Annotated in this window: 18 protein-coding genes; 12 read left to right on the top strand and 6 right to left on the bottom strand. The window is 49.7% G+C overall.

Annotated features, from left to right (window positions below):
- The first annotated feature begins 253 nt into the window (after window positions 1-253).
- From ACTHTK_RS03010 to ACTHTK_RS02995, 4 genes are all read left to right on the top strand, one after another.
- On the top strand, window positions 254-1,519 hold the full coding sequence (locus tag ACTHTK_RS03010; RefSeq protein ID WP_049331560.1) for a Glu/Leu/Phe/Val family dehydrogenase: 1,266 nt from the start codon (window positions 254-256) through the stop codon (window positions 1,517-1,519).
- 160 nt (window positions 1,520-1,679) lie between these two features.
- Entirely contained in the window at window positions 1,680-2,495 is an 816-nt protein-coding gene (locus ACTHTK_RS03005; protein ID WP_049331558.1) for an FKBP-type peptidyl-prolyl cis-trans isomerase, read from the top strand.
- A 96-nt stretch (window positions 2,496-2,591) separates the two neighbouring features.
- Window positions 2,592-3,218: a phosphoribosylglycinamide formyltransferase gene (purN, locus tag ACTHTK_RS03000; RefSeq protein ID WP_049331556.1), complete on the top strand. Its 627-nt coding sequence runs from the start codon at window positions 2,592-2,594 to the stop codon at window positions 3,216-3,218.
- 30 nt (window positions 3,219-3,248) lie between these two features.
- Window positions 3,249-3,917, top strand: coding sequence for a membrane protein (locus ACTHTK_RS02995; RefSeq protein WP_049331554.1), 669 nt, complete (start codon window positions 3,249-3,251; stop codon window positions 3,915-3,917).
- Between the two features lie 57 nt (window positions 3,918-3,974).
- Here the strand turns inward: ACTHTK_RS02995 and rng are convergent, their stop codons facing one another.
- Window positions 3,975-5,468 (bottom strand): ribonuclease G, encoded by a 1,494-nt coding sequence (gene rng, locus ACTHTK_RS02990; RefSeq protein WP_049331553.1) that lies wholly within the window; start codon window positions 5,466-5,468, stop codon window positions 3,975-3,977.
- Between the two features lie 237 nt (window positions 5,469-5,705).
- Between rng and grxC the strand changes: the two genes are divergently transcribed.
- The 4 genes from grxC to recG all read left to right on the top strand — a co-directional run bounded on the left by grxC (window position 5,706) and on the right by recG (window position 12,014).
- Window positions 5,706-5,963: a glutaredoxin 3 gene (gene grxC / locus ACTHTK_RS02985; RefSeq protein WP_003684090.1), complete on the top strand. Its 258-nt coding sequence runs from the start codon at window positions 5,706-5,708 to the stop codon at window positions 5,961-5,963.
- Window positions 5,964-5,984: 21 nt separating this feature from the next.
- Window positions 5,985-6,419, top strand: a complete 435-nt coding sequence (gene secB, locus ACTHTK_RS02980) for a protein-export chaperone SecB (protein WP_003745844.1) — start codon at window positions 5,985-5,987, stop codon at window positions 6,417-6,419.
- 262 nt (window positions 6,420-6,681) lie between these two features.
- On the top strand, window positions 6,682-9,726 hold the full coding sequence (locus ACTHTK_RS02975) for a TonB-dependent siderophore receptor (protein ID WP_440378380.1): 3,045 nt from the start codon (window positions 6,682-6,684) through the stop codon (window positions 9,724-9,726).
- A 248-nt stretch (window positions 9,727-9,974) separates the two neighbouring features.
- The gene (gene recG, locus ACTHTK_RS02970; protein WP_440378331.1) at window positions 9,975-12,014 is read left to right on the top strand and encodes an ATP-dependent DNA helicase RecG; all 2,040 of its coding nucleotides are present in this window, start codon (window positions 9,975-9,977) and stop codon (window positions 12,012-12,014) included.
- A 66-nt stretch (window positions 12,015-12,080) separates the two neighbouring features.
- Here recG and gdhA read toward each other — a convergent pair whose 3' ends face one another.
- Window positions 12,081-13,415: an NADP-specific glutamate dehydrogenase gene (gdhA, locus tag ACTHTK_RS02965; protein WP_003745850.1), complete on the bottom strand. Its 1,335-nt coding sequence runs from the start codon at window positions 13,413-13,415 to the stop codon at window positions 12,081-12,083.
- 414 nt (window positions 13,416-13,829) lie between these two features.
- On the opposite strand from gdhA, the gene ACTHTK_RS02960 reads away from it, so the two are divergent.
- Complete coding sequence (locus ACTHTK_RS02960) at window positions 13,830-14,624, top strand: thymidylate synthase (RefSeq protein ID WP_049331396.1); 795 nt, start codon at window positions 13,830-13,832, stop codon at window positions 14,622-14,624.
- 59 nt (window positions 14,625-14,683) lie between these two features.
- Here the strand turns inward: ACTHTK_RS02960 and ACTHTK_RS02955 are convergent, their stop codons facing one another.
- Window positions 14,684-16,120 carry a transferrin-binding protein-like solute binding protein gene (locus ACTHTK_RS02955; RefSeq protein WP_440378330.1) on the bottom strand — a complete coding sequence of 479 codons (1,437 nt, stop codon included), beginning with the start codon at window positions 16,118-16,120 and terminating at the stop codon, window positions 14,684-14,686.
- Window positions 16,121-16,482: 362 nt separating this feature from the next.
- Here ACTHTK_RS02955 and smc point away from each other — a divergent pair, with 362 nt between their 5' ends.
- Window positions 16,483-19,968 (top strand): chromosome segregation protein SMC, encoded by a 3,486-nt coding sequence (gene smc, locus ACTHTK_RS02950; RefSeq protein ID WP_440378329.1) that lies wholly within the window; start codon window positions 16,483-16,485, stop codon window positions 19,966-19,968.
- A 93-nt stretch (window positions 19,969-20,061) separates the two neighbouring features.
- On the opposite strand, the gene ACTHTK_RS02945 is transcribed toward smc, so the two are convergent.
- The 3 genes from ACTHTK_RS02945 to pmbA all read right to left on the bottom strand — a co-directional run bounded on the left by ACTHTK_RS02945 (window position 20,062) and on the right by pmbA (window position 23,314).
- On the bottom strand, window positions 20,062-20,571 hold the full coding sequence (locus tag ACTHTK_RS02945) for a cold-shock protein (RefSeq protein WP_440378328.1): 510 nt from the start codon (window positions 20,569-20,571) through the stop codon (window positions 20,062-20,064).
- A 154-nt stretch (window positions 20,572-20,725) separates the two neighbouring features.
- A complete protein-coding gene (locus tag ACTHTK_RS02940; RefSeq protein ID WP_371459385.1) occupies window positions 20,726-21,895 on the bottom strand; it encodes a glycosyltransferase in 1,170 nt (389 codons plus the stop codon).
- Between the two features lie 87 nt (window positions 21,896-21,982).
- On the bottom strand, window positions 21,983-23,314 hold the full coding sequence (pmbA, locus tag ACTHTK_RS02935) for a metalloprotease PmbA (protein ID WP_440378327.1): 1,332 nt from the start codon (window positions 23,312-23,314) through the stop codon (window positions 21,983-21,985).
- A 124-nt stretch (window positions 23,315-23,438) separates the two neighbouring features.
- Here pmbA and yjgA point away from each other — a divergent pair, with 124 nt between their 5' ends.
- Window positions 23,439-23,972 carry a ribosome biogenesis factor YjgA gene (yjgA, locus tag ACTHTK_RS02930; RefSeq protein WP_107723543.1) on the top strand — a complete coding sequence of 178 codons (534 nt, stop codon included), beginning with the start codon at window positions 23,439-23,441 and terminating at the stop codon, window positions 23,970-23,972.
- Between the two features lie 72 nt (window positions 23,973-24,044).
- A complete protein-coding gene (locus ACTHTK_RS02925) occupies window positions 24,045-24,755 on the top strand; it encodes a hypothetical protein (protein WP_371459383.1) in 711 nt (236 codons plus the stop codon).
- Window positions 24,756-24,845: the final 90 nt, after the last annotated feature.

Raw genomic sequence — 24,845 nt, 5'->3', positions numbered from 1 at the left:
AGGGTGGTTTGGTAGGCATTAAAAAACAAAGGGTTTGTGTGTTTTTTTGAATGGTTTGATGAGCATTTATACTAGGCCGTCTGAAAATTTTTTGGTCGGCATGCCGATATTTTCAGACGGCCTCAAACTAAATTTATATATAAATGAATGGATTTGCTTTTTATCGACTACATGCTATTACATTTTTTCCTGTTTTTGTATATAGTAACAAGTATGGCTCTCGTCTAATCATGTGTATGAAAAGGAAAAATACATGTCCGCATCTGCTGTTAAAGAAACACTGAATCCGTTTGAAATTGCACAAAAACAAGTAAAAATTGCCTGCGATCGCCTGAATGCCGACCCGGCAGTATTTGAAATCTTGAAAAAGCCGCAACGTGTTTTGGAAGTGAACTTCCCTGTCAAACTCGACAACGGTACAGTAGAAAACTTCACCGGCTATCGTTCCCAACACAATAACGCCGTCGGCCCTTACAAAGGCGGCGTGCGTTTCCATCCTAATGTAAATCTGGACGAAGTCAAAGCCCTGTCTATTTGGATGACTATCAAATGCTGCGTGGCCGGTATTCCTTACGGCGGCGGTAAAGGCGGTATTACTTTGGATCCGCGTAACTATTCCGAAGCGGAATTGGAACGCATTGCTCGCGCTTATTCCGAAGCCATTTCTCCGCTGATCGGCGAGAAAATCGATATTCCTGCCCCTGATGTGAACACCAACGGCAAAATCATGTCTTGGATGGTTGATGCCTATGAAAATGTGGTGAAACATTCTGCACCAGGCGTGTTCACCGGCAAACCGGTTGAGTTTGGCGGCTCCTTGGCGCGTACCGAAGCCACCGGTTACGGCGTAAACTTCGCCGCCGTCCAAGCTTTGGAAAAACTGGGCAAAGACGTGAAGGGTGCCACTTACGCCATTCAAGGTTTCGGTAACGTGGGCTACCACACCGGTTACTATGCACACAAAGCTGGTGCGAAAATCGTTGCCGTATCTACTGTTGACGTTGCCATCTACAACGAAAACGGCTTGGATATGGAAGCAATCATCAAAGAATTCCAAACCAAAGGTTTCATCACCAACGAAGCCGGCTACGGCAAAGAAATCAGCAATGCCGAACTTTTGGCTCTGGAAGTGGACGTACTCGCCCCTTGCGCGCTGGAAAACCAACTGACTTCTGAAAATGCCGGTAAAGTCCGCGCGAAAATCGTGGTTGAAGGTGCAAACGGTCCGACTACTCCTGAAGCAGACGTTATCCTGCGTCAAAACGGCGTATTGGTTGTTCCTGATATTTTGGCAAACTGCGGCGGCGTGGTCGTTTCCTATTTTGAATGGGTACAAAACCTGCAAGGCTACTACTGGGAGTTTGATGAAGTTCAAGAGAAAGAAACCGTTGTCCTGCGCCGTGCGTTCCGCGATATTTGGAACTTGGCTCAAGAATACGATGTTGACCTGCGTACCGCTTCTTACATGATGAGTATCCGTCGTGTTGAAAAAGCAATGAAACTGCGCGGCTGGTATTAATCGTTTGACTGATAGCTAAAAGTAGGCCGTCTGAAACCTGTTTTCAGACGGCCTTAATGTTTTTGATAAGAGCCTTTACAAATTTTAATCCACCTTGATTCCATTTCAATCAAACTCAGCTATAATCCCCTTTTTTGACCTTTCCGGAAAAGACATAATCATGAACAAAACTTTCAAATTCAGCGCATTGGCTTTGTCTGCTTTGTTGGCACTGACTGCTTGCTATCAAAAAAATACTGCCGCTAAAGATGCCCCTGCTGCTTCCTCAGCTTCAAATGCGACTGCAGATGCTTCTGCTATCGGTTCTACTGCCCAACAAGCCAGCTACGCAATGGGTGTGGACATCGGCCGTTCATTGAAACAAATGAAAGACCAAGGTACGGAAATCGATTTGAAAGTCTTCACCGAAGCCATGGAAGCCATGTTTGAAGGTAAAGAAGTCAAAATGACTGAAGCCCAAGCTCAGGAAGTGATGATGAAATTCTTGCAAGAGCAACAAGAAAAAGCTACTGCCAAACGTGCTGAAGATGCCAAAGTAAACTTGGAAAAAGGCGAGGCGTTCTTGAAAGAAAACGCGACTAAAGAAGGTGTGAAAACCAGTGCTTCCGGTCTACAATACAAAATCACCAAAGAAGGCGAAGGTAAAAAACCAACTAAAGACGATATGGTTACCGTTGAATACGAAGGCCGTCTGATTGATGGTACCGTATTTGACAGCAGCAAAGCCAACGGCGGTCCAGTAAGCTTCCCTGTAAGCCAAGTGATTCCAGGTTGGACTGAAGGTATCCAACTCTTGAAAGAAGGCGGCGAAGCAACATTCTATATCCCTGCCAAATTGGCTTACCGCGAAGTGGGTGCCGGCGATAAAATCGGCCCGAACGAAACTTTGGTATTCGACGTAAAACTGGTTAAAGTAGGTGCACCTGATGCCGCTGCACAACAACCAGTACAAGTTGACGTACAAAAAGTTCAATAATCCAAATCAAGGCTTACGCCCTTAAACAACGGATAAAAGGCCGTCTGAAAAATTCCGTTTCAGACGGCCTTTGTTCCAAATAAACAAGGAATTGTGATGAAAAATATCGTCATCCTTATTTCCGGACGCGGCAGCAATATGCAGGCAATTGTGAATGCCAATATTCCCGATGCCAACATTGCAGCCGTATTGAGCAACAGCGAGACCGCAGCCGGATTGGCATGGGCGGCAGAGCGCGGTATTGCCACCGACAGTTTGAACCATAAAAACTTCGACTCGCGCCTGGCATTCGATCAGGCCATGATGGAGAAAATCGATGCCTATCAGCCCGATTTGGTCGTATTGGCGGGCTTCATGCGCATTTTGACTCCGGAGTTCTGCGCACATTATGAAAACCGCCTGATCAACATTCATCCGTCCATTCTGCCTTCTTTCACAGGTCTGCACACCCACGAACGCGCATTGGAAGCAGGTTGCCGAGTAGCTGGCTGCACCATCCATTTTGTGACCCCCGAGCTGGATTGCGGCCCGATTATTTCACAAGGCATTGTGCCTATTTTGGACGGTGATACCGCTGACGATGTTGCCGTACGCGTGCTGACGGTTGAACACCAGCTTTTCCCACAAGCCGTTGCTGATTTCGTTGCAGGCCGTCTGAAAATCGAAGGCAACCGCGTTTTGAATGCACAACGCAATGCCGCCGGACAAAGCCTGTTGGCTTAATTAAAACACCATACACACAAGGAAAACATCATGAATCCGATTAAAACAACCCTGCTGACACTTTCCCTGCTCACTGCCTCCATCGGCGCACAAGCCGCTGAATTGCCACAATCTGCCGTTTTGCAATACTCAGGCAGCTACGGTATTCCTGCGACCATGACCTTCACACGCAGCGGCAGCCAATACAAAATCGTCTCTACCATCAAAGTACCGCTTTACAATATCCGCTTTGAATCCGGCGGCAGCATCAACGGCACGACCTTGCATCCGTCTTACTACAAAGATGTACGCGGCGGCAAAGTGTATGCCGAGGCCAAATTCTCCGGCGGCAACATCACTTACGGCAAAGCAGGCGATTTGAAAACCGAAAAATCCGGCCCAGCCATGGACTTGTTCACTTTGGCATGGCAACTGGCCGCCAATGATGTGCGGCTGCCGTCAGGTTTGAAAATTACCAACGGTAAAAAACTGTACACCGTCGGCAGCATGAACAAAATCGGCAGCGAAAGCTATAAACTGAGCGGCGGTACAACGCCTGTGAGCAAATATCGCGTCCGCCGTGGCGACGATACCGTGACTTACTCGTTTGCTTCCGATATCGACAATATCCCTGCGCAAATCAGTTATACCGATGACGGCAAAACCTACAACTTGAAACTGACTTCCGTCAAAATCAACGGTAAAGTAGTGAAACCGTAATCTTTATTCGCTCAAACAAGAAGGCCGTCTGAAAAGTTTTCAGACGGCCTTTTATCTTTACAGCAACACAATATCGTATTGTTCCTGCGTGTAGGCGGTTTCGACTGCCAGCGAAATCGGTTTGCCGATAAAGTCTATCAACATCGCCAGCGATTGCGATTCTTCGTCTAGGAACAAGTCGATGACATTCGGAGCAGCCAAAATGCGGAAGGCTTGGACATCATAGCGGCGCGCTTCGCGGACGATTTCGCGTTGGATTTCGTAGCACACGGTTTGCGGCGTTTTCAGACGGCCCCGGCCTTGGCAGGAAGGGCAGGGTTCGCAGAGGATTTGGCTTAAGTTTTCGCGCGAACGTTTGCGGGTCAGTTCGACAAGGCCCAGACTGGTAAAGCCGTTGAGGGTGACGCGGGTGCGGTCGAAACTGAGGGCTTTGGCAAGCTCTTGCAGGACGGCTTCGCGGTGGATTTCCTGCGCCATATCGATGAAGTCGATGATGATGATGCCGCCGAGATTACGCAGGCGAAGTTCGCGGGCGATGGTGTGGCAGGCTTCGAGGTTGGTGCGGAAGATGGTTTCATCAAAATTGCGCGCTCCGACAAAGCCGCCGGTGTTGACATCGATGGTGGTCATGGCTTCGGTGGACTCGATGATGAGGTAGCTGCCGAAGTTGAGATTGACGCGCGGTTGCAGGGCGCGGGCGATTTCCTGCTCGATGTTGTGGGTTTCAAATAGGGGGCGTTCGCCTTTGAACAGCTCGATTCTGCCCAATGCGCCTTGAACGTATTGCTCGGCAAACTGGGTCATGCGGCGGTAGTTTTCAGTGGAGTCAACCAGGATTTTGTGCGTATCGAGGCTGAACATATCGCGCAAAACGCGCAGGCTCAAAGGCAAATCTTGATAGAGCAAGGTTTCGGGCGGCTGGATTTTTGCCTGTTTTTGAATGTGTTCCCACACTTTGGTCAGATAGTTAATGTCCGATTGCAGTTGGTCATCGGAGGCGTTTTCAGCGTTGGTACGGATGATGTAGCCGTGGCAGGCATTTTCGGGCAGCAGGTTGTTGAGGCGCTCCCTCAAACTGCTGCGTTCGGCATCATCATCGATACGTTGGGAAATGCCGATGTGGTCTTCTTGCGGAAGATGGACGAGGAAACGGCCGGCCAATGAGATTTGGGTGGACAGGCGCGCGCCTTTGGTGTTGATGGGGTCTTTAATGACCTGAACCAAGACAGACTGGCCTTCAAAGAGCATGTGTTCGATGCGTTGGGTTTCGTCCGGATTGCGGCGTTGTTCGAGGACGTCGACGATATGCAGAAACGCGGCGCGCTCCAAGCCGATATCGATGAACGCGCTTTGCATGCCGGGAAGGACGCGTTTGACGACGCCTAAATAAATATTGCCGACCAAGCTATGGCCGCTGTTGCGCTCGATGTGCAGCTCGCAGATATTGTTCTCTTCCAAAACAGCCACACGCGTTTCTTGCGGCGTGATGTTGACGAGGACGGTTTCGGACGGACGCACGGCGTCCTTGGGGATGGGAATTCCTGAAAGCATGGGGATACCTGATTTTGAATAGAAAAACTTTTGCGATGTGTTCTTCTCCAAAAAACAAATGGCAAAAGTCATTCTGCGAAAGCGCTTATCATACTTTAATTATGGTTTTTCCGCATCTGCACAAATGTTTATGGCCAAGAGGCCGTCTGAATGTTTTTTACAACCGTACGGCGGGAATACTTGTAAAATAGCACCTATGCCCATATAGTCATGAACATTGGTATTTTGGAAGAAATCATGCAAACCGTTACTGTTTATACCGGTCCATATTGCCCGTACTGCACCATGGCGAAAAGGCTGTTGCAGGCGGTGGGTGTGAAAGAAATCAACGAAATCCGCATCGACGGCAATCCGGAAGTTTTTGCCGAAATGCAGCAGCTTTCCGGCCAGCGCAGCGTGCCGCAGATTTTTATCGGCGACACCCATGTCGGTGGCTTTACCGATTTGTACCGCTTGCAGCAGGAAGGCAAGTTGGACGAATTACTGAATCCTTAACCCTTAACTTAGGAAAATAAAATGAGCGAAGAATTGCAACCCGTATTCAGCGTTGAGCGTCTGTATGTAAAAGACTTGTCTTTGGAAGTGCCTCACGCACCACAAATCTTCTTGGAACAAGGCGAGCCTGAAGTCGATATGCGCGTTTCTACCGGCAACACCAAACTGGAAGACGGTTTCTACAGCGTTGACGTTACCGTTACCGTGACTGCCAAACTGAACGAAGAGCGCACCATGTTCTTGAACGAAGTTACCCAAAGCGGCATCTTCCGTTTGGAAAACATTCCTGAAGAAGACGTACAACTGCTGCTGGGCGTTGCTTGTCCGAACATCCTGTTCCCTTACGCACGCGAAGCCATTTCCAACAGCGTAACCCGCGCAGGCTTCCCGCCTGTACTGCTTGCCCCGATCAACTTCGAAGCCATCTACCAACAACAACAGGAAGCTAACGCTTAATCGCGTTATACCTAAATTGAGGCTGTCTGAAACATTGCGTTCAGACGGCCTTTTTTTATCTAAAAATCAGTATATAAGAAAAAATCTATAACAAAAAGTTCATATATTAATGCATCAGGTATATAATGATTCCGCCTATCATTACTATTATATTTTAATTTTATAGATTAAATATCATTTAAAATTAATAAATTATAATTTTTATCAAGTAGGTAAGTAGATTCTATTAATTAAGGAAATAGTTGTGAAACCTGATTTTCAAATGAAAACAATTTGTTTGTTATTAGTACTGCCTTGCCAAACTGTTTTTGCAGATACAGGACATCAAGAAGTTGAACATGTAGATATGGATACGGTCAAGGTCAGTGGCAAACGGCAGGCACAAAGGAATACCGAGCGCAGTCAGTCTTATACAATCGGAACGATGGCAACGGCGACTGGATTGCGTATTTCAGGCAAGGATACGCCGCAGTCGGTGAGCGTAATGACGCGTTGGCAGCTAGATGATAAAGCAATATATTCTTTAGAAGATGCAATGAAAAACACTACGGGAATCAACGTGGTTCGCGATTCGGGCCTACAAACTCGTTTTTTGTCTCGCGGTTTCTATGTTGATCAGATTGGTGAAGACGGTATTACCACTAATGTGTCTGGACGTTCGGGCTATACGGCAAAAATCGATGTCTCACCCAGTACAGACCTTGCTGTTTATGATCACATTGAGGTTGTCAGAGGTGCAACCGGTCTTACTCAGTCTAATTCTGAACCAGGTGGAACCATTAATTTAATCCGTAAGCGGCCAACAGCTCTGTTTAAGCATACAGGTGAAATCAGTACTGACCATAGGGGCAGCAAGCGTTTGGCTTTGGATGTATCTGGAAGCTTGAATAATGAACATACGGTACGCGGTAGGCTGGTTGGTGTTCATGAGGACCACCGTTCTTTTAAAGAGGGTGTATGGAACAAGAAAGACATGGTTTATGGCGTGATCGATACGGATTTGAGTGATAACAGTATGCTGACTTTGGGGGGTACTTATCAGAAAAATAAAGACATTCCCGATTTTGCCGGCGTAATTTTACCTTGTGAGGATCAAAAAACTGCGGCCTTTAGCTCCAGTCCAGCCTGTAACAATCCTTTGAAATTGCCACGTAAAACTTATTTGGGTGAAACCTCATGGTCACGCCTGAATGCTGATAAATACAATATTTTTTCCGGTTTCAAACATGTCTTTGACAATGGATGGCAACTCAATGCCGAAATTTCTTATACGCGTAATGATTCAGATGCCAAAGTCGGACAATTTTTTCTGAAAAACGAACACGCGGCAGGTATTTCAGCATCTGAGGCTACGGGTTTCCTAACTGAAAAGGGGGAGGTTATTCCTTTTGAGCCTAAAGACAAGGCGTTGGCAAAATTAAAAGAATATCGTGATGGCGTCACTAAAACATATGAAGAGAAAAAAGCAGATTACGTTGCCCATCATTTCGATGCATCTGCTTTTGAACAATATCGCTCCCAAAGGGCGGCAGCACGTCGGGCAGGTTTTGATCAATGTATGCAGGACATTGGTTTGGATTTCCTGTGCAACGACTGGCAGGATCCGGGTGTAGAAGTAGATAAAAAAGAGTTTGTTGATAAGGAGCTTGCAAAGCAAGGCATTATTAACAATGCAGAAGGCCTGTTTCCCAACCGTCTATACGACTCAGCATACAATCTTCGCCACACATATAACCGCCGTTACAACTTCATGCCGTTGCACTATACCAAACACGATGTGCAATGGGGCTTTAAGCTGGATCTGACAGGTAACTACCGCCTGCTTGGGCGTGAACATGATTTCTTTGTCGGTTATACGTATAACAATGAAAAAATCCGTTCTGCCTATACGGAAATATATCAAAACCGTTATTTTGTCCGTCCTCAAGGTTATGCGGGTGCAGGCAGTTGCGGCATTCATCCCGATGGTCCGGAGCGTAATCCTTTAGAAAAAGGCATTGTCGAACCAGATTGGCATATTTATAACGAAAAAGGTAATAACAAGATCTATGTGCCGGAATGCAGTGGCGCGCATGTTACCAAATATACTCCCCGTTTGGATGCGGAGGGCAAGCCTGTCTGGACAGTCAACGACAATGGTGAGCGCGTAATGGTGCAAGATCCTGTTTACGAATTGGATGCAAATGGAAACAAAATACAGGAGCGGGATGAAGAGGGAAATTTGAAATGGGCAAACCAATATCTGAAAACGCCGCTGTGGAAAACTGTTCAGGTTGCAGATGATCATGTTCCGGCGTTATACAATTATTCGAAATACCTTAACACGAATAAAACACATTCTTTGACTTTCAGTACCCGCTTTAATGCAACCAACCGCCTACATCTCTTGGGCGGTATACACTATACGCGTTATGAAACCACACAAGCCAAAGAAATGCCTGTACGCTACGGCCAGCCTGCTACGGCATTCCAAACTGAGAGCAGTAACAAAATCGACAAAGAACACTACACCTCAAAAATGCAAAGTCATAGGTTCACGCCATATGCAGGCATTACCTACGACCTGACACCGCAACAAAGCTTGTATGCCAGCTATACTAAGATTTTTAAACAACAGGATAATGTTGATGTAACCAGCAAATCCGTTCTTCCACCACTCATCGGGACTAACTATGAAATAGGTTGGAAAGGGTCGTTCTTGCAAGGCCGTCTGAATGCTTCGCTTGCCTTATTTGTTTTACAGCAGAAAAACCGAACCGTTGTCGATTTCGGATTTGTTCCCGATACTAGTCGTAACGGAGGTTCATTCCAAACCATCGCTAAACCTGTGGGTAAAGTTAAGAGTAGCGGTGCAGAACTTGAATTGGCTGGCGAATTGTCGGAAAATTGGCGTATTTTTGTTGGCTACACATATAACAAAAGCAAGTATAAAAATGCTGCAGAAGTCAATGCGGAGCGGTTGGAGAAAAACACGACTGCCGATCCGTATAACTTCAGTAACTTCACGCCGGTACATATGTTCCGCCTCGGTACAAGCTACCGCTTGCCTCAAACTAAGTTGACCTTGGGTGGCGGAATATCCGCGCAAAGTCGCACAAGTAGCCTTTACAATATCCGCCAAGGAGGCTACGGACTTATAGACGGCTTTGTTCAATATGACTTTCACAAACACGGTAGAATCAGCCTGATAGGAACTAACCTGACTGACAGGACGTATTTTGAAAACAACTACAACCGTACGCGAGGTCAAAACAATTTCTATGGCGAACCGCGGACAGTCAAATTGAAATTGGATTGGCATTTTTAGGAGAATGGATAATGATTGGGTATGTAAACATTATTGGCTAAATTCCTGATAAAAGTATGGGTTGAATATCCTTCTTTTTTGAAAGCTGTTTCCTAACAATGGCTGAAGTTGATTCGATAGCCGGCGTATTTTCAAATATTCATTTGTTTCAAGTATTCAGCTTTGAAGGCCGTCTGAAACATTGCGTTCAGACGGTCTTTTTGTTTTCGGATAAAATATAGCAAACTTTAAATCAGCTGCCTTTTAAGATGACGCCCGAAACCCAAAAACAGCTCAAAATTACCGATGTTTCCGCCAAGAAGCTTGAAAAACTCAACCTCCATACCGCATGGGATTTGGTGTTGCACCTGCCGTTGCGTTATGAGGACGAGACGCACATCATGCCGATTAAGGATGCGCCGATCGGCGTGCCGTGTCAGGTCGAGGGTGAGGTCATCCATCAGGAAGTAACTTTTAAGCCACGCAAACAGCTGATTGTTCAAATTGCCGACGGTTCCGGCAGCGTCCTTTTTCTGCGCTTCATCCACTTTTACGCCAGCAACCAGAAACAGATGGCGGTCGGTAAGCGCATCCGCGCTGTGGGCGAAATCAAACACGGGTTTCACGGCGACGAGATGATTCATCCCAAAATCCGCGATGCCGAGGGCAGTGGTTTGGCGGAAAGCCTTACGCCGATTTATCCGACCGTAAACGGTTTGAACCAGCCTACTTTGCGCCGTATTATTCAGACGGCCTTGGACGTTACGCCGTTGCACGACACCTTGCCTGATGCTTTATTAGGCCGTCTGAAACTGCCGCACCTTGCCGAAAGCCTGCGCCTTTTGCATTCGCCGCCGCCAAGCTTCACTATTCATCAACTTTCAGACGGCACGCTGCCTGCATGGCAACGGCTTAAATTTGACGAACTTTTGGCGCAACAACTTTCCATGCGCTTGGCGCGGCAGAAGCGCGTTAGCGGCTCGGCCACAGCATTGGGCGGCGACGGTACATTGACTCAAGCTCTGCGCCACGCCTTGCCGTTTGCCCTGACCGATGCACAAGAAAAAGTTGTTTCCGAAATCTGCCGTGATATGGCGCAAACCCATCCCATGCACCGTCTGCTGCAAGGCGATGTCGGCAGCGGCAAAACCATTGTTGCCGCCTTGTCTGCTTTGACGGCTATTGAATCCGGCGCACAGGTGGCTGTAATGGCGCCGACCGAAATCCTTGCCGAACAGCACTTCATCAAGTTCAAACAATGGCTTGAGCCTTTAGGCCTTGAAGTCGTCTGGCTTTCAGGCAGCCAGCGTAAAAAAGCCAAAGACGAAGCCAAAGCCAAACTGGCTGACGGTGCTGTCAAAATTGCCGTCGGCACGCACGCCCTGTTTTCAGACGACGTCGAGTTCCAAAATCTGGGCTTGGTGATTGTGGACGAACAACACCGCTTCGGCGTCGCCCAACGCCTTGCCCTCAAAAACAAAGGACGAGACGTCCACCAGCTGATGATGTCCGCCACGCCCATCCCACGCACGCTCGCCATGAGTTTCTTCGCCGATTTGGACGTGTCCGTCATCGACCAGTTGCCGCCCGGGCGCACCCCGATTAAAACCCGCCTCGTCAACAATGTCCGCCGCGCCGAAGTCGAAGGCTTCGTCCTCAACATCTGCCGCAAAGGGCAGCAGGCATACTGGGTCTGCCCGCTGATTGAAGAAAGCGAAACCCTGCAACTGCAAACCGCCACCGAAACCCTAGAGCAGCTTCAGGCGGCATTGCCCGAACTCAACATCGGCTTGGTGCACGGGCGCATGAAGGCCGCTGAAAAAGCCGAAGTCATGGCTCAGTTTGCCGCAGGCCGTCTGAACGTCTTGGTCGCCACCACCGTCATCGAAGTCGGCGTAGATGTGCCCAATGCCGCCCTGATGGTGATCGAACACGCAGAGCGCATGGGCTTGGCGCAGCTTCATCAATTACGCGGACGGGTAGGGCGCGGCGCGGCAGAAAGCGTGTGCGTCCTCCTGTTTGCAGAACCCTTGAGCGAACTTGCCAAGGCGCGGCTGAAAGTCATCTACGAACACACCGACGGCTTCGAAATCGCCCGCCAAGACCTCAACATCCGCGGCCCCGGCGAATTTCTCGGCGCGCGCCAAAGCGGCGTCCCCATGCTGCGCTTCGCCAACCTTGAAGAAGACCTGCATCTCTTGGAACAGGCGCGCGAAATCGCCACTTTGCTGATTGAACAAAACCCTGAAATCGTCGAAGCGCATTTGGCAAGATGGCTTTCCAGCAGGGAAGGTTATTTGGGCGTATAAAATTTGCAGGAAAAGAAAAAGGCCGTCTGAAAACAGACGGCCTTATGATTTGCGTTGATGTAGCCTTTAGAAACCTTGCGCCAACATGGCATCGGCAACTTTGACGAAACCGGCAATGTTCGCACCATTGACGTAGTTCACTTTGTCGCCGACTTTGCCGTATTTCAGGCAGGATTCGTGGATGTTGTGCATGATGTCGAACAGGCGTTGGTCGACTTCTTCACGTGTCCAAGACAGGCGGATGGCGTTTTGACTCATTTCCAAACCTGAAGTCGCTACGCCGCCGGCGTTGGAGGCTTTGCCCGGAGCGTAGAGGATGCCGGCTTTGATAAATTGTTCGACTGCGCCCAAAGTTGACGGCATGTTCGCACCTTCGGCAACCACATAGCAACCGTTTGCCAGCAGGATTTTGGCAGCGTCTGCGTCCAATTCGTTTTGGGTGGCGCAAGGCAGGGCGACTTCGGCTGCGATGTTCCACGGTTTTTGGTTTTCAAAGTATTGCAGGCCTTGTTCTTTGGCGTAAGTGGCCACGCGTTCGCGGCGTACTTCTTTCAGCTCGATCAAAGCGGCCAGTTGCGCTTCGGTCATACCGCTGTCAGGGAAGAGGACAAAGCCGTTGGAGTCGGAAACGGTCAATACTTTTGCACCCAGTTGGATGGCTTTTTCGGCAGCGTATTGCGCCACGTTGCCGGAGCCGGAAATCAACACGCGTTTGCCTTCGATGCTGTCGTTGCGGGTTTCCAACATAGCTTGGGCAAAATACACGCAACCGTAGCCGGTGGCTTCAGGGCGAATCAGGCTGCCGCCCCATTCGAGGCCTTTGCCGGTCAGGACGGAAGCAAATTCGTTGCGGATTTTTTTGTATTGGCCGAACAGATAGCCAATTTCGCGGCCGCCTACGCCGATGTCGCCGGCAGGAACGTCGGTATCGGCACCGATGTGGCGGTAGAGTTCGGTCATAAAGGCTTGGCAGAAACGCATTACTTCGGCATCTGATTTGCCTTTAGGATCAAAGTCGGAACCGCCCTTGCCGCCGCCCATAGGCAGGGTGGTCAACGCATTTTTGAACACTTGTTCAAAGGCGAGGAATTTCAACACGCCCAAATCGACGGTCGGGTGGAAACGTAAACCGCCTTTGTAAGGGCCGATGGCGGAACTCATTTGAATGCGGTAGCCGCGGTTGACTTGAACTTGGCCTTTGTCGTCCATCCAAGTGACGCGGAACATAATCACGCGCTCCGGTTCAACAATACGCTCAAGCAGGCTTTGTTGGGTGTATTTCGGGTTTTTCGCCAAAAACGGGTCGAGGCTCATGAACACTTCTTCAACAGCTTGGTGGAAGGGTTCTTGGTTGGGGTTGCGTTGTTTAAGATTGGTAAACAGGGTGTTCAGGTCAGTCATTTTTCAACTCCTATTGAGTGAGATGTTTCAATATTTATGTTTTGAAATATAGCTGTAAAAATTTTACTTGCCAAGGAAAATTTTGCCTAGATTGTTGACATTATTTTTTTACCAATTTGTAAAAATGGAATTATATTTCAAATTTAATTAAAAATATTTAAATATATTTTCTTAAATATATTTTATTAAAAATAAAATGCTTAGTAATTAAACTAGAAAATGTTGAAAATTTTTTTGTAAAAATTTAATTAAGCTCAAAAATTTGTGTAAATTAGCGCTAAATTGTCAACATTGTTAATGAGTGTACTACGCGAATATGGGGAAGATTGCCCCATTGAAGACAGAGAGGCAGGCCGTCTGAAAATTCGGTACAATACGCATCAAACTCCCACAATACATACATTAAGGAAACCCATGAAAGCCTATCACGACCTTATGCGCCATGTTCTCGACAATGGTATCGACAAATCCGACCGTACCGGCACCGGCACGCGTTCTGTATTCGGCTACCAAATGCGTTTTGATTTGAGTGAAGGCTTTCCGCTATTGACCACCAAAAAACTGCATCTGCGCTCGATTATTCATGAGCTGCTTTGGTTTCTTAAAGGCGATACCAACATCAAATACCTGAAAGACAACAACGTTTCCATTTGGGACGAATGGGCGGACGAAAACGGCGATTTAGGCCCGGTTTACGGCTACCAATGGCGCAGCTGGCCCGCGCCCGACGGCCGCCATATCGACCAAATTGCCAATGTGGTGGAACAAATCAAAAAAAATCCCGACTCGCGCCGTCTGATTGTATCGGCATGGAATCCGGCTTTGGTCGATGAAATGGCTTTGCCGCCTTGCCACGCTCTGTTTCAGTTTTACGTTGCCAACGGCAAACTGTCTTGCCAGCTTTACCAACGCAGCGCCGATATTTTCCTTGGCGTACCGTTCAACATCGCCAGCTACGCATTGTTGACCATGATGATGGCCCAAGTATGCGGACTGGAAGCAGGTGAGTTTATCCATACGTTTGGCGATGCGCATTTGTATAGCAACCATATCGAGCAGGCCCAACTGCAATTAAGCCGCGATTTCCGAAAACTGCCGACCATGAAAATCAACCCTGAAGTCAAAGACTTGTTTGAATTTAAATTTGAAGACTTTGAATTGGAAGGCTACGATCCGCATCCGCATATCAAAGCAGCCGTATCGGTGTAATCTAAGTTGAAAATAAAAAGGCCGTCTGAAACTTCAGACGGCCTTTTGTTTAGGCAGGGTTATTGACGTTTCGCGCCATAGCCACCGATTAAGTGTTCGGTTGCATCTTTGTTTTTCAAGCCGTAAGTGCCGCCAATTTCTGCAGCATTGGGGCCGTAGAATTTGCCGTTCAGGTTGCCGCTTAACTTGTCATCGGCCGTGCTGACTTTACCGGAGAAGAGGTTGCCGTCTTTCCAGCTTGCCGTACCTTTGAAATCATAGTTGTTATCTGCTTTGGATACGCGCTTACCATTTTCTAAAGTATGGAAGTGTGAGTTTGACGTTTCAAAACGGACGCCTTTGAGGCCGAAATCAACGATAGCCATGACATTGGAAGTCAACTGACGATTGTTCTTGTCGGTAACCACATAGGCAGTGGAAATACCTTTGTAGGTGGCTGTTCCTTTAGCAGGCAGGGTTGTGAAGACAGTTTCATCGCCCAGGCTTTGGTAGCCTTGGTATACATGTCCTTTAGGGTCGGTGTAATACGCGAAGGTTTGATATGTCCAGCCGGCCGCAGAAGGATCATGCAACACAATTTTGGTGCCGTCATCAAAGTTGATAACATAAACGCCATCGAATTGTTTATCGAAGACTAAGCCATTTTTATCAGTGCGGAAGTAGGCTAACTTATCGCTGTCAATTTTATTAAAGGTTGCCAGACCAGTACGATGTTGCAGATTTTTTTGGTATAAAGCGTCTAAGTCTCTAATTTTAGCTTTAATTTCCTTTATTTTGTCATGATCAACTTGGCCAGACTCTGAGTTTTGTTCTTTTTTTAGATTTTCTTTTTCAGCTTCTAACTTCTTATAAAGTTCAACAATACGTTCATCCAAAGTTGATTTGCCGTATGCGAATTCGGTATTTTTCTCTTTGCCCGTTTGTTCGCTGACATCAGTTTGAGTATTGCCTTTTGAATATACTTTGGCAATAACAGAAGCGTAGCTTGTCCATGTAGTTTGGGTTGCGTTGCCATCAGTGGTCTTGTTAAATAACACAACGCCGTCCATTTTGACTTCATCATTGCTGTTAAAGTCAATAGAACTGATCAGGCCATTTTGGTTACGGTCTTGATTGTCTGTTTGGAACATTTTGCCTGCGGCATCTTTGCGGATTTGTACGTTAGGGTTGGATTGCTGTGCACCTTTGGAGGAGATGAAATGTGTGTGCAAAGGCTGGGTAACGTTGGCCGGATCGATTGGATCTTCATCGGTCAGTTTGGCGAGGTTGTCGGCACTGTTGGTAAGCGTAGTAGACGGCGCTTTCGGAGTGTTGACATTGCTGTTGTTGGCAGGATTGCCATTATTGCCAGCAGAGTTGCCGGTATTATTGGTAGGAGTCGCGCCGGTGCTTAAAGCAGATGAACCGCCGCCTCCGCCACCACCGCATGCGGACAAGATGGCTGTGCTGATGGCTGTAAAAACGATGGTTTTAAGTTTGGTTTGGATGTTTGACATGAGATTCCCTGTATGGTTATTCGCTTGATTAAAAGGTCGGAGAGATCGTTTATCTGATTTTTAAACCTTTAATATCTGATAATAACCATAAATCATAAAAAAATAAACAGTTTGTTTGCATTTCTGTACAAAAATTAATCAAAGGGAAGATGGTTGGGTGGATATTTTCTTAGTTAATTGTTTTATATGAATTTATTTTGAATATTTTAGTGAGTTCTATAGCTAGTCTGTTTCTTTTTAACAAACTTTTCAGACGGCCTTTTGAAGATAAAAAAGCAGTCGGACTTTATGGATGCTTTTCTCTCAACGGATAAGCGTATTTCCGTTAAAATACGCCTTCTTTTCCGATTCGAAACATTGCCATGCGCCTTACCCACATCAAACTCTCCGGCTTCAAATCTTTTACCGACCCGACTGCGATTCATGTGCCGGGGCAGCTTGTTGCGGTCATCGGGCCGAACGGCTGCGGCAAGTCGAATGTGATTGACGCGGTGCGCTGGGTGTTGGGAGAGGCTTCGGCGAAGCAGCTTCGCGGCGAGAGTATGCAGGACGTGATTTTTAACGGTGCGGCAACGCGCCGTCCTGCGCCGAGAGCTTCGGTGGAGCTGGTGTTTGACAACAGCGACCACAGTTTGCAGGGGGCGTGGGGGCAGTATGCAGAGGTGAGCATCAAGCGGCAGCTGACGCGTCAGGGCGAATCGACTTATTTCATCAACAATCAGACCGTGCGCCGCCGCGACATTACCGATTTGTTTCTGGGTACGGGCGTGGGCGCGCGCGGTTATGCGGTTATTGAGCAGGGGATGATTTCGCGCATCATCGAAGCGCGGCCGGAGGAGTTGCGCGCCTATATCGAGGAGGCGGCGGGCGTGTCCAAATATAAGGAACGCCGCAAGGAGACGGAAGGTCGTCTGAAAGACACGCGCGAGCATTTGCAGCGTTTGGGCGATTTGCAGAACGAGTTGGCGCGTCAGGTGGAAAAGCTGGAAAAACAAGCGGAAACCGCCGAACGCTACAAATCCCTGACCGCGCAGTTAAACCAACAACAGGATTTGCTTGATTACGCGCAATGGCAGCAATCGCTTGCCGCCGCCGACAAGGCGACCGCGCAGCATCAGTCTTTGCAGGCGCAGCAGGACGAAACCGCCGCGCAGGTTCAGGCGTTAAACGACGAAGTACACGCCTTGCAGACCGCCGAGCAGTCGCAGCAGCAGGCGGTACACGAATTGAGCAACAAACGCGGCGTGTTGCGCGAGCAGATTGCCCGTTTGGAAGAACAAATCCGCCATCAGCAAAACCTGCACCAACGCATCGAACGCGACAAGCAGGCGGCGCAGGCGCAGTTGCAGCGCATCCATCAAGAGCAGCAGCAAATCTGCGTCAAGCTGGAAGAAAACGAGTTATACGTCGAAGAAAAGCAAACCGAATTGGCGGAATGGGCGATGCAGGTTGCTGAACACGAAGAGCGTCTGCCCGAATTGGAAGAAGCCCAAGCCACGCTTAACGCCGCCTTCCAAACCCAGCAGGACGAGGCAAACCGCATCCGCCGCGAACTGGCGTTGAAGCAGCAGCAGCTTGCCCATGCCGAACAAACCGTTGCCAAGCACGAAGAGCGCAAAGGCCGTCTGAAGCAGGAAAACCAAGCCCTGAACCTGCCCGACGAAGCCGAAACCACAGCCGCGCAGGAAGCCGCCGCCTTGTTGCAAAGCCAGCAAGAGCATTACGAAGAGCAAATCATCGCCGCCGAAGAAGCCTTACACGCCGCCCGCGAAGCGTTTCAGACGGCCTCAAACCGCTTCCAAAGCCTGAAGCAGCAACACATCACCTTGCAGGCGCAGCAACAGGCGTTGTCGCAAATCCTGTCGCAACAGCAGGAAGCCGCTGACTTCTGGCAGGCAACCGACCACGCCGCAGCACCACAACTGTGGCAACACATCACCGCGCCCGCCGAGTGGCAGCATGCCCTGTCCGTCATTCTTGCCGAACGCCTGCACGCCCGTAGCGTACCGTCTGGCTTCGTTCCGCCCGCGCCGTTGCCGCAGGGGCAGGCGGCATGGCTTTCAGACGGCCTCTCAGGCGGCATCAAAAAATCCCTGCCCGTACAGGCATTGTTGAACCAAATCCAAGCGCAGCCGCCGTTTCAGACGGCATTGCACCACTGGCTCGACGGCGTATTGTGCGCGCCCGATTTGAGCTACGCCCTCGCACATCAAAGCGATTTGGGCGCGCATCAAATCTGGCTCACGCCCGAAGGCCATCAGGTCGATAAAGTCAGCGTCCTGCTCTATGCCAAACCCGCGCAGGAAAGTCTGATTGCCCAAAAAGCCCGTCTCGACGGCATCGCGTCCGAACTGGAAAACCTCGCCCCCGAACTCTCCACCGCCGAAGCCGCGTTCAAACAGGCGGAAGCCGCCGTGCGCTCGTCCGAAGTGCAGCATAAAAACCTGATGCAGCAGCAACAGCAGCACACGCGCCAATACAGCCAGGCGCAGCAACGCGCCGCCGAACTCTTGGCGCGCACCAACCAAGGGCAAATCCGCCGCGAACACATCGAGCGCGAACTGGCGCAGTTGGTAGAAGAGCAGACTGTGTTGCAACACACGTCCGACGGGCTTTCAGACGACATCGTTACTTTGCAGGAAGCCGCCGCCGAACTCGAACACCAACAGCAAACCACCGCGCACAGCCGCCAAGAGCAGCAAGGCCGTCTGAAACAGGCGCAGCTTGCCCTGCTGGAAGCCAACCGCCAATACGGGCTTGCCGAAGTCGCCGTCCACAAGCTCAACCAGCAAAAACAAAACTACCAGCAGCAAATCGCCCGGCTCGAACAGCAAACCCTGGACTGGCAGGAACGCCAGCAAGAGCTTGCCCTCGCCTATGAAACCGAGTTCCAAAACGACGAGCAGCACATCAAACTCGACGAGCTGACCGAAGCCGTACAGACTTTGGACGAAGAATATATTGTCGTACAAGAAAAACTCGCGCAGATTCAGGAGCAGGGCAGGGAGCAATACGCTAAAGTGCAAACCCTGCAAACCCAGTTGCCACAGCTTCAGGCAGCCACCCAAACCGCCCTGTTGCAACAGCAGGAAGCCCTGATTAACGCCAAACGCTACCATCAAAACCTGACCGAACGCGCCACCGATTTGGACGCGCTCGAAGCATTGGCGAAAGAATCGCCGAAAGTATTGAACACCAGCATCGGCAGCCTCTCGCAACAAATCGAAGCCCTCGGCGCAGTCAACCTCGCTGCCCTGCAAGAACTCGAAGAAGCGCGCGAACGCGACGGCTACTACCGCAGCCAAAGCGAAGACGTGCAGGCAGCCATCGCACTTTTGGAAGAAGCCATCGCCCAAATCGACGACAAAACCAAAGCGCGTTTCAAAGAAACCTTCGACGCCGTCAACGGCAAAGTCCAAACCTTCTTCCCAACTCTGTTCGGTGGCGGCGAAGCCACCCTCAAAATGATAGGCGACGACCTCCTGACCGCCGGCGTGTCCATCATGGCGCGCCCGCCCGGCAAGAAAAACAGCACTATCTACCTCCTCTCCGGCGGCGAAAAAGCCCTCACCGCCATGAGCCTCGTGTTCGCCTTGTTCAGCCTCAACCCCGCCCCCTTCTGCCTTCTGGACGAAGTCGATGCCCCGCTGGACGACGCCAACACCTCGCGTTTCTGCAACCTAGTCAAAGAAATGTCGGCGCAAACCCAGTTCCTCTACATCTCCCACAACCGCCTGACCATGGAAATGGCGGAGCAGCTCGTCGGCGTCACCATGCAGGAAAAAGGCGTATCGCGCGTCGTTGCTGTGGACATCAAACAGGCGTTGGAAATGGCTGAGCCGAATTGAGGTAAGAACAAAGGCCGTCTGAAAGAATGAGGAAGAAATCTATAATTTCATCTTCCCATTTTTTCAGACGGCCTTTTTGTATTGGATAAAGCGTTATTCTTTCGACGTATTATCTTTGGCGCGTTGAGGCTGTCCCGAGCGTTGGTTGTTGCCGTTGACGGCATCGCGCCATGCTTTGCGTTCGGCTTCGATTTTGGCGGCTACTTCGTGAACCATGGTTTCTTGTTTTTTGACGGCCGGCTCTTCCAGAGTGTTGTCGGAAAAGTGGAGGCCGTACCACAAGGTGGCGAAAATGCTGCAGACGAAGATAACGGCAATCAGGCCGACGATGGCTTGTTTGCCGGCGAGGGGTTTTTCGGGGGGAGGGACGAGGACATCGAAGCAGTCGGCGCAATCGAGGGCGAAGCAGACGTTTTCGGCTTCTTTGCGGCCGCGTCGGCCTTCTGTGATGTTGAAGGAGATGTGTTGCCCTTCGGCCGGAAGGCGGGTAAGGGTGGTGAAGGCGGCAAGGGCAAGAAAGATTTCTTGGCCTGTGTCTTCTATGGTAGCGGCTCCGAAGCCGCGCTTGTTGTTCCAGCGAGTAATCGTTCCGTAATAGCGCATAATGTATGTAGGGATATTATTATAGGTAACAGTTTTTTCTTTGACTGATTTTAAATCAAAAAGTTTAGTTATTGTCTTAATTTTACACTAGATTTGTCTTGTTGGAAGTGGGCAGGCCGTCTGAAGGATTTCAGACGGCCTGTATGGTTTATGCCTACTTATTAAGCACTTTTTGGAAGGTGTCGATCAGGTGTTGCGCAATGGCACGGCTGCCGAATTGTTGCAGGCAATCTTGGCGCAAGCGGACGGGATCGTATTGTGCATGGTTTTCGTAGAGGGTGAGCAATGCTTTGGTCAGTTCCGGTATGTTTTCGATTGGCACCAGCAGGCCGTTGTCGGATGTGACGATGGATTCGGGGCCGCCGCAACGTGTGGCGATAACGGGCAAACCTTGTGCCAGTGCTTCGATATAGACGACGCCGAAGGTCTCGGTACGGCTGGCGAGGACGAATGCGTTGCTGTGGCGCATGAGATCTAAGGTTTGGTCGGTGGTTAATGCGCCGGTAAAGGTAACGGCGTGATTGATGCCCAAGTCGCTTGCCAGTTGTTTCAGACGGCCTTCTTCTGCGCCACCGCCGCCGATTTTGAGTTTGAGCTGCGGATAGGTTTTGAGTGCTTCGGCAAAAGCAGGCAGGAGCAGGTCGTGGCCTTTGAGGTGGCGCAGATGGGAGACGCTGCAGAAGGTGAAGTCTTGATTGTTTTTTTCGGGGAACTCGAAATCCTGTTCAAAATTGCCGCCCAGCATATTGGGCAGGTATTGCCAGTCTGTACCGGCGTAGGTTTTTTCGAGAATGCGGCAGAAATCACGGCTGACTGCGAACCGGGCGGCGCTGTGGCGCACGGCTTCGTGCATGGACGGCCATTGGTTTTTGCGGACAAGGCCGCGTGAAATGGCGCTACTGTGTTCGGTAATCACATAGGGAATGCCGTATTTTTTGAAGATGGCGCAGGCCAAAATGCCGGCATAGTTGACGCAATGGGCGTGAATTACGTCGGGTTTACCGTTGTCGGCGATATAGGCTTCAAAAGCTTTCATGCCTGCATTAACCCAGCGGATGCGGTCGATATCGACAACCGGGCAGCGCGGGAAGAAATACATGCTGTCGTAGGCGTAAGTGTTGAGTCCGCCTTGCTGATGGCGACGCAGGCCGTAGAAGCGCGAGAAGATGGTTTTCGGCTGGCTTCTCAAGTAGCGGAACATGGGTACGACCATGCCGATTTTCATGCCTTCGCGTTGCAGGGCTTGGGCTTGGAGGCGGAAAAAGATTCCGTCCACGTCGGTTTCGGAAGAAGGATACCAAGAGGGGATAACGACAATATGCATGATGTGTTTTTTATAGAAGTAGATAACGGCGAGGCCGTCTGAAAAGAAAAGATATCTTTCAGACGGCCTTTTGTCTATTTAGTTCAATCAGTTGCCGGCAACCGTCATTTTGGAAACCAAGATGGAGCCGATTTGGTTGGACGAACGGCGTAATGCGTCGTCTGCCACGCCGGTGATGTCGCGGTACATATCCTGCAACCGTCCGGCAATGGTGATTTCCTGAACCGGATAGGCAATGACGCCGTTTTCCACCCAAAAACCGGCCGCGCCGCGCGAGTAGTCACCGGTAATGCCGTTGACGCCTTGTCCCATCAATTCGGTAACCAGCAAACCTGTTCCCATTTCTTTCAACAGGTCAGCCTGCGTGGCATGTGTGTGGTTCAAATACAGATTGTGCGCGCCGCCGGCGTTGCCCGTTGTCTGCATGCCGAGTTTTTTCGCGCTGTAACTGCTGAGGAAATAGCCTTCGACTATGCCGTCTTTCACCACGAAACGCGGCTGCGTGGCCACGCCCTCGGCATCAAAATAAGTGCTGCGGAACGAGCGCAGGATATGCGGTTCTTCACGCAGACTCAGAAATTCGGGCAGCACTTGTTTGCCGATGCTGTCAATCAGGAAGCTGCTTTGACGGTAGAGCGCGCCGCCGCTGAGTGCGCCGATAAGGTGGCCGATTAAACCGACGGCGACAGTGGTGTCAAACAGTACGGGATAGCTGCCGGTCGGAACGCTGCGGCTGTTCAGACGGCGTAAAGTCCGTTCGGCTGCGGTTTCGCCGATGAGTTCGGGCGCGTCCATGTCTTCGTGACGGCAGGAAGAATCATACCAATAGTCGCGCTGCATGCCGTGTTCGTCGCTGGCGACCACGCTGCAAGAAATGCTGTGGTGCGTGCTTTGCTGGTGTGCGGCAAAGCCGTGGGTGTTGCCGTAGACGTATTGGTAATGGCCGGTATGAACCGATGCGCCTTCGGAATTTTCAATGCGTTTGTCCGTTGACAGCGCGGCCTGTTCGCATTGCTTGGCCAAATCAATGGCGGATTCGGTACTCAAATCCCATTCGTGGTAGCGGTCGAGGTCGCCGATATAGGTTGCCATCAAGGCAGCATCGGCAAGGCCGGCGCAATCGTCTTCGGCGGTATAGCGTGCAATATCGATGGCAGCTTTGACCGTATCTTGTAGGGCGCGTTCGGAGAAGTCGGCCGTACTGGCGCGGCCTTTGCGTTGGCCGACATAGACCGTAATGTCTAGAGATTTATCTTGTTGGAACTCGATTTGTTCGATTTCGCCCAAGCGCACGCTGACGCTTTGGCCGAGCGACTCGCTGAAATCGGCTTCGGCCGAGGTGGCGCCGGATTGTTTGGCCAAATCCAGCGTGTGTCCGCACAAGCGCAACAGCTCGTCCGGTGTGTGGTTAAACAGCATAAAAAGGTTTCCTGACAGGGTTTTGCGGCATTTTAACCGTTTCAGACGGCCTCTGCAAAAATCGCACGGAAAGGCCGTCTGAAAACTGATAAAATAGGCAAATTCAGAAAATCAGGGAAACACAATGTTTGAACAAGAAGACGAATGGGTCAGCAAAACCCAAATGAAAAAGCAGATGAACGATTTGCAGGCTTTGGGTATGGAATTGACCAAGCTTTCCAGCGATACGCTGAAAAAAATCGGCTTGGACGAAGAGCTGTTCGAGGCCATCGTTACCTATAAAAAAATCACGTCCAACAGCGCACTCAAACGCCAAGCCCAATTTATCGGCCGCCTGATGCGCGATACCGACCCTGCGCCCATCGAAGCCTATTTGGCCAAACTGCGCGGCGACAATACGGCACACAATGCCTTTTTGCAACGCGTCGAGCAGGTGCGTACTCGACTGTTGGCAGACGATGGCGCGATTACCCAATTTATGGCCGATTTTCCGCAAGCCGATGCCGGCAAATTGCGTACCTTGATCCGCAACACCAAAAAAGAGCAGGAACAAAACAAACCGCCGAAAAACTTCCGCGCGCTGTTCCAAGAAATTAAAGCAGTGATGGAGGCCGGTCAATCCGATGCTTCAGAAGAAGGGCAGGATTGGGAAGAATAAACCCTTAAGGCCGTCTGAAAACGGATTGCGGTTTTCAGACGGCCTGTATCGTAATGCCGAAGGAGGATGACCATGAAATTTCGCCGCTTTGTACCTGCCTTGTTAATTAGTGCACTAACCCTGAATGGTTGTACTGTCTTTCTTTGGGGAGAGAACAACCCGTTCCATAAAACCACAACCGAAAAAACCGTTGCCAAAGACAATATTCAAGCATTTGGCGTGGTTGCCAAAGACAATACGCAATTGGAAACAGGCAGCTTGGTCATGATGGGCAAAAAATATTGGTTTGTTGTTAATCCTAGAGATTCGGCCAAGTTGAAGGTGGTCTTGGATGTTAAATTGGACAAACAGTTTCAAATGGTTCAGCAAAACCCAAGATATGCGTATAAGGCTTTGCCGGTCGAATTGAAATCCCCTGAATCGCAAACTTTCCGCTCAAAATTCTGTCTGCGTTACGATACTCAAAAAGCTGCCGAGATTGCCAAGTTGAAACAGCTGGCGTTCAAGCCGGTCGAACTCGATGACAAAACTGTCTACACGCGGTGTATTTCTACCGAAGGTCATTATTACGCAACGCCGAAAAATGTTGCCGAAGACCGCCGTTTTGACACTGCCGTTCCTGTCAGAATTTATTATACGGAAACCAAAAAAAGCACCGACGTTCAGAAGTTGACGGAGAATATTCTGCAAACACCATTCACATTGGCTTTGGATGCAGTCGGCGCAGTGATAGCAGTCCCCTATGTCGTAGTCAGTGAAATTATCGATGCTTCACGCAAATAATATCCCAGGCCGTCTGAAAACGGATTGCAGGTTTCAGACGGCCTGGCCCTTAAAATAAACGCTTCAAAAATATTAATTTTCTCTCTATTT

Source organism: Neisseria sp. P0006.S009, from assembly GCF_051962915.1.
Taxonomy (GTDB): domain Bacteria; phylum Pseudomonadota; class Gammaproteobacteria; order Burkholderiales; family Neisseriaceae; genus Neisseria; species Neisseria subflava_E.
This window is presented reverse-complemented; position numbering and strand designations above follow the sequence as displayed.

What these genes read in the sequence shown, in the direction of transcription:
- ACTHTK_RS03010 (WP_049331560.1), top strand. Translation starts at nt 254, where the DNA reads ATGTCCGCATCTGCTGTTAAAGAAACACTGAATCCGTTTGAAATTGCA.
- ACTHTK_RS03005 (WP_049331558.1), top strand. Translation starts at nt 1,680, where the DNA reads ATGAACAAAACTTTCAAATTCAGCGCATTGGCTTTGTCTGCTTTGTTG.
- purN (WP_049331556.1), top strand. Translation starts at nt 2,592, where the DNA reads ATGAAAAATATCGTCATCCTTATTTCCGGACGCGGCAGCAATATGCAG.
- ACTHTK_RS02995 (WP_049331554.1), top strand. Translation starts at nt 3,249, where the DNA reads ATGAATCCGATTAAAACAACCCTGCTGACACTTTCCCTGCTCACTGCC.
- rng (WP_049331553.1), bottom strand. Translation starts at nt 5,468, where the DNA reads ATGCTTTCAGGAATTCCCATCCCCAAGGACGCCGTGCGTCCGTCCGAA.
- grxC (WP_003684090.1), top strand. Translation starts at nt 5,706, where the DNA reads ATGCAAACCGTTACTGTTTATACCGGTCCATATTGCCCGTACTGCACC.
- secB (WP_003745844.1), top strand. Translation starts at nt 5,985, where the DNA reads ATGAGCGAAGAATTGCAACCCGTATTCAGCGTTGAGCGTCTGTATGTA.
- ACTHTK_RS02975 (WP_440378380.1), top strand. Translation starts at nt 6,682, where the DNA reads ATGAAAACAATTTGTTTGTTATTAGTACTGCCTTGCCAAACTGTTTTT.
- recG (WP_440378331.1), top strand. Translation starts at nt 9,975, where the DNA reads ATGACGCCCGAAACCCAAAAACAGCTCAAAATTACCGATGTTTCCGCC.
- gdhA (WP_003745850.1), bottom strand. Translation starts at nt 13,415, where the DNA reads ATGACTGACCTGAACACCCTGTTTACCAATCTTAAACAACGCAACCCC.
- ACTHTK_RS02960 (WP_049331396.1), top strand. Translation starts at nt 13,830, where the DNA reads ATGAAAGCCTATCACGACCTTATGCGCCATGTTCTCGACAATGGTATC.
- ACTHTK_RS02955 (WP_440378330.1), bottom strand. Translation starts at nt 16,120, where the DNA reads ATGTCAAACATCCAAACCAAACTTAAAACCATCGTTTTTACAGCCATC.
- smc (WP_440378329.1), top strand. Translation starts at nt 16,483, where the DNA reads ATGCGCCTTACCCACATCAAACTCTCCGGCTTCAAATCTTTTACCGAC.
- ACTHTK_RS02945 (WP_440378328.1), bottom strand. Translation starts at nt 20,571, where the DNA reads ATGCGCTATTACGGAACGATTACTCGCTGGAACAACAAGCGCGGCTTC.
- ACTHTK_RS02940 (WP_371459385.1), bottom strand. Translation starts at nt 21,895, where the DNA reads ATGCATATTGTCGTTATCCCCTCTTGGTATCCTTCTTCCGAAACCGAC.
- pmbA (WP_440378327.1), bottom strand. Translation starts at nt 23,314, where the DNA reads ATGCTGTTTAACCACACACCGGACGAGCTGTTGCGCTTGTGCGGACAC.
- yjgA (WP_107723543.1), top strand. Translation starts at nt 23,439, where the DNA reads ATGTTTGAACAAGAAGACGAATGGGTCAGCAAAACCCAAATGAAAAAG.
- ACTHTK_RS02925 (WP_371459383.1), top strand. Translation starts at nt 24,045, where the DNA reads ATGAAATTTCGCCGCTTTGTACCTGCCTTGTTAATTAGTGCACTAACC.